Origin of the sequence: Vibrio sp. V01_P9A10T6, assembly GCF_963877065.1 — a bacterium.
Classification (GTDB): domain Bacteria; phylum Pseudomonadota; class Gammaproteobacteria; order Enterobacterales; family Vibrionaceae; genus Vibrio; species Vibrio anguillarum.
Window position 1 is genome coordinate 1 of sequence record NZ_CAWNTB010000069.1, and the last position, 5,774, is coordinate 5,774.

Annotated in this window: 7 protein-coding genes; all 7 read right to left on the reverse strand. The window is 39.5% G+C overall.

Annotation, left to right across the window (positions count from 1 at the left end):
- Positions 1–163, reverse strand: a 163-nt coding sequence (locus tag AACQ21_RS04035; protein WP_219884448.1) for an acyltransferase family protein, incomplete at its 3' end; no start/stop codon positions are given.
- A gap of 14 nt (positions 164–177) precedes the next feature.
- Positions 178–1,362: a DegT/DnrJ/EryC1/StrS family aminotransferase gene (locus AACQ21_RS04040; RefSeq protein ID WP_105976570.1), complete on the reverse strand. Its 1,185-nt coding sequence runs from the start codon at positions 1,360–1,362 to the stop codon at positions 178–180.
- Positions 1,363–1,370: 8 nt separating this feature from the next.
- On the reverse strand, positions 1,371–1,988 hold the full coding sequence (locus AACQ21_RS04045; protein ID WP_094145525.1) for an acetyltransferase: 618 nt from the start codon (positions 1,986–1,988) through the stop codon (positions 1,371–1,373).
- The gene (locus AACQ21_RS04050) at positions 1,985–2,599 is read right to left on the reverse strand and encodes a sugar transferase (RefSeq protein WP_164996736.1); all 615 of its coding nucleotides are present in this window, start codon (positions 2,597–2,599) and stop codon (positions 1,985–1,987) included. Before AACQ21_RS04050 ends, AACQ21_RS04045 begins: the two co-directional genes overlap by 4 nt.
- Complete coding sequence (locus AACQ21_RS04055) at positions 2,580–3,812, reverse strand: glycosyltransferase family 4 protein (RefSeq protein WP_105976571.1); 1,233 nt, start codon at positions 3,810–3,812, stop codon at positions 2,580–2,582. Before AACQ21_RS04055 ends, AACQ21_RS04050 begins: the two co-directional genes overlap by 20 nt.
- Positions 3,809–4,885 (reverse strand): glycosyltransferase, encoded by a 1,077-nt coding sequence (locus AACQ21_RS04060; RefSeq protein ID WP_094145523.1) that lies wholly within the window; start codon positions 4,883–4,885, stop codon positions 3,809–3,811. Before AACQ21_RS04060 ends, AACQ21_RS04055 begins: the two co-directional genes overlap by 4 nt.
- The coding region (locus AACQ21_RS04065) for a glycosyltransferase (RefSeq protein ID WP_105976572.1) at positions 4,882–5,774 on the reverse strand (893 nt) is incomplete at its 5' end. The genes AACQ21_RS04065 and AACQ21_RS04060, both read right to left, overlap by 4 nt.

A 5,774-nucleotide genomic window follows, 5' to 3' on the forward strand; every position in this document is an offset into this window, starting at 1 on the left:
TGATTTTAGTGATTAGATACCCTGAAAGTACAAAAAAAACATCAACTCCCAAATAACCACCAGAGAAAAATCTGACACCAAAAACCGATATATCTGCGTGATATATAATTACGGAAAGTACAGCTAGTGTTCTCAAGCCATCCAACTGTGGCCTATATGTTATTCTCTTCAATCTGATTACCTTTTATACTTATTTTTTATAAGGTGCTTAAAGAAACTTTCAAGAATGTAACATATTCTGTCCACTTCAGAACAGCTTAATGAAGGGTGAACTAAAAACATCAATGAGCTTTGTGATAACAGCTTTGCATTCTCTAACCTTTGAGTGGGCCTTAGGTCCGGTTCAAAAGCCTTTTCCATATAGATTTCACTGCAGCTTCCTTGATAAACTGGCACACCTAAAGCAGTAAGGCTTGAAATAATTTCGTCGCGCTCAATTTCTGAAAATACATCAGACAGAAACATATAATATTTATAACCGGCATGCACAGAATATTCAGGTATATTTATGCTTTTCAGGAACTCAAATTTTCCCACGACCTCGTTATACTTTTCCATATAGCTACGACGGGTATCACACCACTCCTCAACCTTCGTGAGTTGATAACGACCGATCGCTGCCTGAATTTCAGTCATGCGGTAGTTTGAACCGAAACTATCATGCAACCATCGAAACTTTCCTTTTTCGGTACTTTGATAAAGCATTTTCTGTCGGTTTTTACCATGATCTTTATAAGACCAGATAAACTCAAATAGCGCTTTATCATTTGTTGTTATCATCCCACCTTCACCTGCAGTGGTAATTATCTTATCCTGACAAAACGACCAACAACCTACATGGCCAATAGAGCCTACTGAACTTCCTTTATATTTTGCACCATGTGCTTGGGCGCAATCTTCTATGACATAACAATTTAAATGTTCAGCTAAAACCATAATGTCGTCCATTTCTGCTGGTAGTCCAGCTAGGTGAACTACAATAACGGCTTTGGTGGCTGAAGTAACGACACGTGAGATGGTCTCTGCGGAAATGTTCTGACTTTCGAGTTCAACATCAGCAAAAACAGGCTTTGCTCCAACTGCAACAATTGCAGATGCGGATGCGATGAAAGTTCGAGGAGTTGTGATGACTTCATCTCCCGGGCCGATTCCCATCGCCTTTAAGGCCAATTCCAAGGCTACCGTACCATTACTAAGAGCGACTGCGTATTGCGTACCACACCAAGCGGCATACTCTTCTTCAAATGCTCTACCATGAACCCCTGTCCAATAGTTGACACGATTTGATCGGATCACATCAGCGATGATGTTTGCCTCATCCTCTGAATAATTCGGCCAAGGGGAAAATCCTGTATTTAGCATCAATAAACCTATTTCAATAATTCTTTTGCTGGCGACCCGATGACAGTTGCCGCAGGTTTAACTTCTTTAACCACAACCGCACCAATTCCAACGATTGCACCGGAACCGATAAATACGTTTTGTCTAATACTACAATTTGCACCAAGCCAACAATAGTCTCCCACATGCACATTTCCAGAAAGCACGGCACCAGGAGATATGTGACTAAAATTACCTATACGGCAATCATGCTCAACCACAGATGATGTATTTATAATCACACCCTCACCTATCTGAGCGAAAGCGTTGACAACAGCACGGGGCATGATTACTGTCCCTGCCCCTATTTGAGCATGAATGCTAATAACTGAACTTGGGTGTATTAAAGTAATGCGTTTCTGAAGAGCAAACTTTTGAATCAAAGCTGAGCGGACATCGTTCTGACCGATTGCAACGACTATTCCGCAGTAGTCACTTTGCTGCTTTTCTAAGTCTTCCACTGTCCCTTTTACTTTCCAAGCACCAAATATTTGACCTGCTTGCTTACCATCATCATAAAAGTCGATCAATTCATATCCGCATTGTGATGCAATATCTGCAATTACCTTTCCATGTCCACCAGCTCCAATAATTGCAAGTGAATTCATAATTTTTGTCCTGTGAATGGCTTGGTAGTTTCACTACCTAATGACGTAATATCCGATTTTCTAATCACCTTTAAAGAGGTCTTGAACAAAATTTCAATATCCAGCTTTAGTGACATGTTATCTACGTACCAGACGTCAAGTTTGAACTTTTCTTCCCACGAGATACTGTTTCGACCGTTGACTTGGGCAAAACCAGTAATTCCTGGCTTTACCTCATGACGCCTAGCTTGCTCTCTTGAGTACAATGGGAGATATTCCACCAGCAGAGGCCTTGGACCGACCAAACTCATCTCGCCTTTAATAACGTTCCATAGTCCAGGTAATTCATCTAGGCTACTTGCTCGAAGCCACTTTCCAAAACTGGTTAATCTAACTGCATCTGTTTTAACATTCTCCAGAGCAATCAAACTATCTACGTTAAGCATTGAACGAAATTTGTACATTCTAAAAAGAGAACCGTTGAGACCTGGACGCTCTTGGCAAAACAGTATTGGTCGACCAAGCTTCAATAAAACAAGCAAAGATACAAGGAGATAAAGTGGTGACAACAACACCAAGGCTGTTACAGATACTACGATATCGAAAGTTCGTTTAATTATCAAATAGTGCACAATATTTCTCTGCTAGCTTGCTGTAGTTTAATTCCTCAACTATATACTGGCGAGAACGCAAGCCAAATAGCTCTTTCTCTCTATCCGTTAATGAAAGATATTCTCTCACCTTTTCATAGAATATGCTCTCATCATATGGAGCAATTACCACTCCAGCCCCAGACTCTTCTAACATCGGACAAAACACATTGCCAATACATATTGTTGGCTTACCTGCGTACATGTAGTCTACAAACTTGTTAGGGGACACTCCGTACATAAAAACAGGCTTCTCATCGAATGAGTGCAGCAATAGATCGGCATGTTTCAATATACTATGAAGTGCTTCTCTACTGACTTTCGGCGCTATCGTTACGTTGTCCATACCACGAGACATGTTCTGAAGTTTTTCAAGTTCAGGCCCATCGCCTATCAAGACAAAATGCACATCTAGATTCTTTTTGGCATTTCCTGCTAATGAAAGAATACGTGATAGCTTATAAGCTTGGTTAAAAGAGCCAGCATATACAAGATTAGGTTTATCAGCTGAGAAATAACTTTTAATATAGCCCGAATTTATCTCAGTTTGTTCTTTCTCATAGAAGTCCAAACTGACACCATGAGGTATACAAATGACTTGTTTATCTTCTTGAATCTGCTTTCTAACATGTAAATTCAATCTCCCCATGGTACCAACAATAATATCAGAACTCTTGTAACCTAACTTTTCAATCCAAGATAAAAAGCAAACGAGTGGATGAGTCAAATTTAGGCCTTTTAATTCTACTAATGACTGTGGCCAAATATCTCTTACTTCAAAAATAAACTTACAGCCATAAAATCGTTTGAGTAACACTCCTGAGATAACGCTTAGAATTGATAAAGACGATGCGATAACTACGTCTGGTTTCTCTCTACACTTTTTTATGCCATAGATAAAAGTCATTATTTCAAAATGAAACCAAGACAAAATTCTATACGGTGAGTTTGAATTTTTATACTTTAATGTATTAACCCAAACAACGTTGAACCCGCTGTAATTCTCTTCTTTGAAAAACCCTCTGAATTTAGGCAAGGCACTATATAGATGAGATGAATTCGACAGTATGAGAGTAACGTCGTTACCTTTCTTAGAAAACTCTTTGCAGAAATATGACTGTCTAGTATCCGCACCATATTTTGATATGTTCGCGTATTTTGATATATACCATATTTTCTTATGGTTATCTTTCATTCTATCAACTCGTCGTATACGTCTATCATCTTATCTAGCGAGACATCCCATGAGTAGTTCTCCAGAACGTGTTGTCGGCCTAATTTGCCCATTTTCTCTCTCAATCTTTCATTAACTACCAATCGACAAATTGCCTGCGCTGCTGCTTCCGGGTTATCTCTTTCAACAATCAAACCTGTTTTTCCGTCAACAACGACTTCTTTAAAACCGGATACATCTGAAACAACAACTGGTAGACTGCAGGCATTTGCCTCGACAGCAGCAACCCCAAAGCTTTCGCTGTCAAGTCGGCTTAATGCTACGTATATATCCAATGCGTTAAGAATCTGAGGAACAAGGGAGTTGTCAATATAGCCTCTAAACTGAACTAACCGGGAAACACCAAGACTGCTTGCTAATCTTTTGAGGTTTTCCTCTTCTGGCCCATTACCCACTATGACCAATTCTAGCTCGGTATCTTTGCAGTGACTAACTACGATAGCAAACGCTTTTATTAGTGTGTCAATACCGTATTTTTTATGAAGAAGCTTAACTGTGCCTATGGAGACCTTCGGCTTTGGGCCGTCCATATTTTTATCAATGGGGCAAAATAAATTGGTATCCACGCCAAAAGGTGTGACATGAATAGGTGGTAAAACGGGGGTGATGGCTTTGATCACCGTAAGCATACAATGACTAGTGGTTCCGATTGCCCTAGCTCTTTGAAGGTTATTTTTTACCAACCAATGATTAAATCTACTTTTACCTGGGAAATCATACACGTCAGCACCCCAAGCAGAGAGCATAACGTTTTTATACCCACTCAACGCTGCTAATGAACCATACCCACTAACATAATGGGCGTGTAAGAGATCTGGCCTTATTCTTTTGAGAAGCCTTTTTAATTTGACCGCTGCAATGATGTAGCCATAGGGTGCATATGGTGTAAGCTGGTGGAGTTGAATACCTTCAGAGTATTGTTCTGTGATCGGGTTGCAACTCACAAGATGAATTTCAATTCCTTTTGAGTAAAGCCCTTCAGCCCAACGTCTGATATGAATGCTATTTGCATTGCCTAATAGAGCTATCTTCATTGCTTCACACTTCCCAGAGCGACTTCGACCTCTCTACAGCGTTTCTCCCATGAATATAAATGGGCCCTTTCTCTTACTGTTTCAGCAAATGCAGGAATACTATATTTCTCATCTAACAATTGCTGAAGAAATTCTTTTAATGAATGTTCAGAGTAATCAACTTTCCAACCTAACCCCTGTTCATTCACAAACTCCCCAACCCAAGTACTCGCAGTGGCAATGACTGGCTTACCATAGCTAACGTACTCAAAGAGTTTAACCGGCACCGCAAAGTCCCTATACTCAGTTGGCTCCATGTAAAGACATGCACAATCTACATTTTCATATAGCGCTTCCAACTCCTTCCCACTGCGGCTAACAACCTGTACATTGCTTGGTAAGTTACGGATGATTTCCCTAAGAGCTTTGGCATCTGCTTCACGAGTACAGATGGTGAAATTTATACTTTCGTGGAAATATTCTCCAACAACTGCAATAAAAAGGTTTATATTGTAATAGCCTACCGTACCACCAACATAGAAAACTTCTAGCTTCTCTCCAACTTGCTTTGTTTTAGATACTACAGATGCTGAGCCAGGGTTCAGTTCAAAAAATTTACTCTGCTGAATATAAGGTATGTGTTTTTTCATATTCAATGAAGGTACAAACATGCTATCTATAAATAAATTATAGATAACCAACTCCGCTCTATAAAAAAAGTGAGTAATAAGTTTTTTAATACGTTGATTAAGTGACAGTGATGACAACTCTTCGAACTGCCAGTAAACATCTCGATAAAAAACTCCGATTTTAACCTTTTTCTTATTTAGAAAACTAAAAAAACTCGCATCCATGAATGGACTTCTAGGAATATGATCCTTATCTGTTAGAGATAAGGGCATAGTAGACG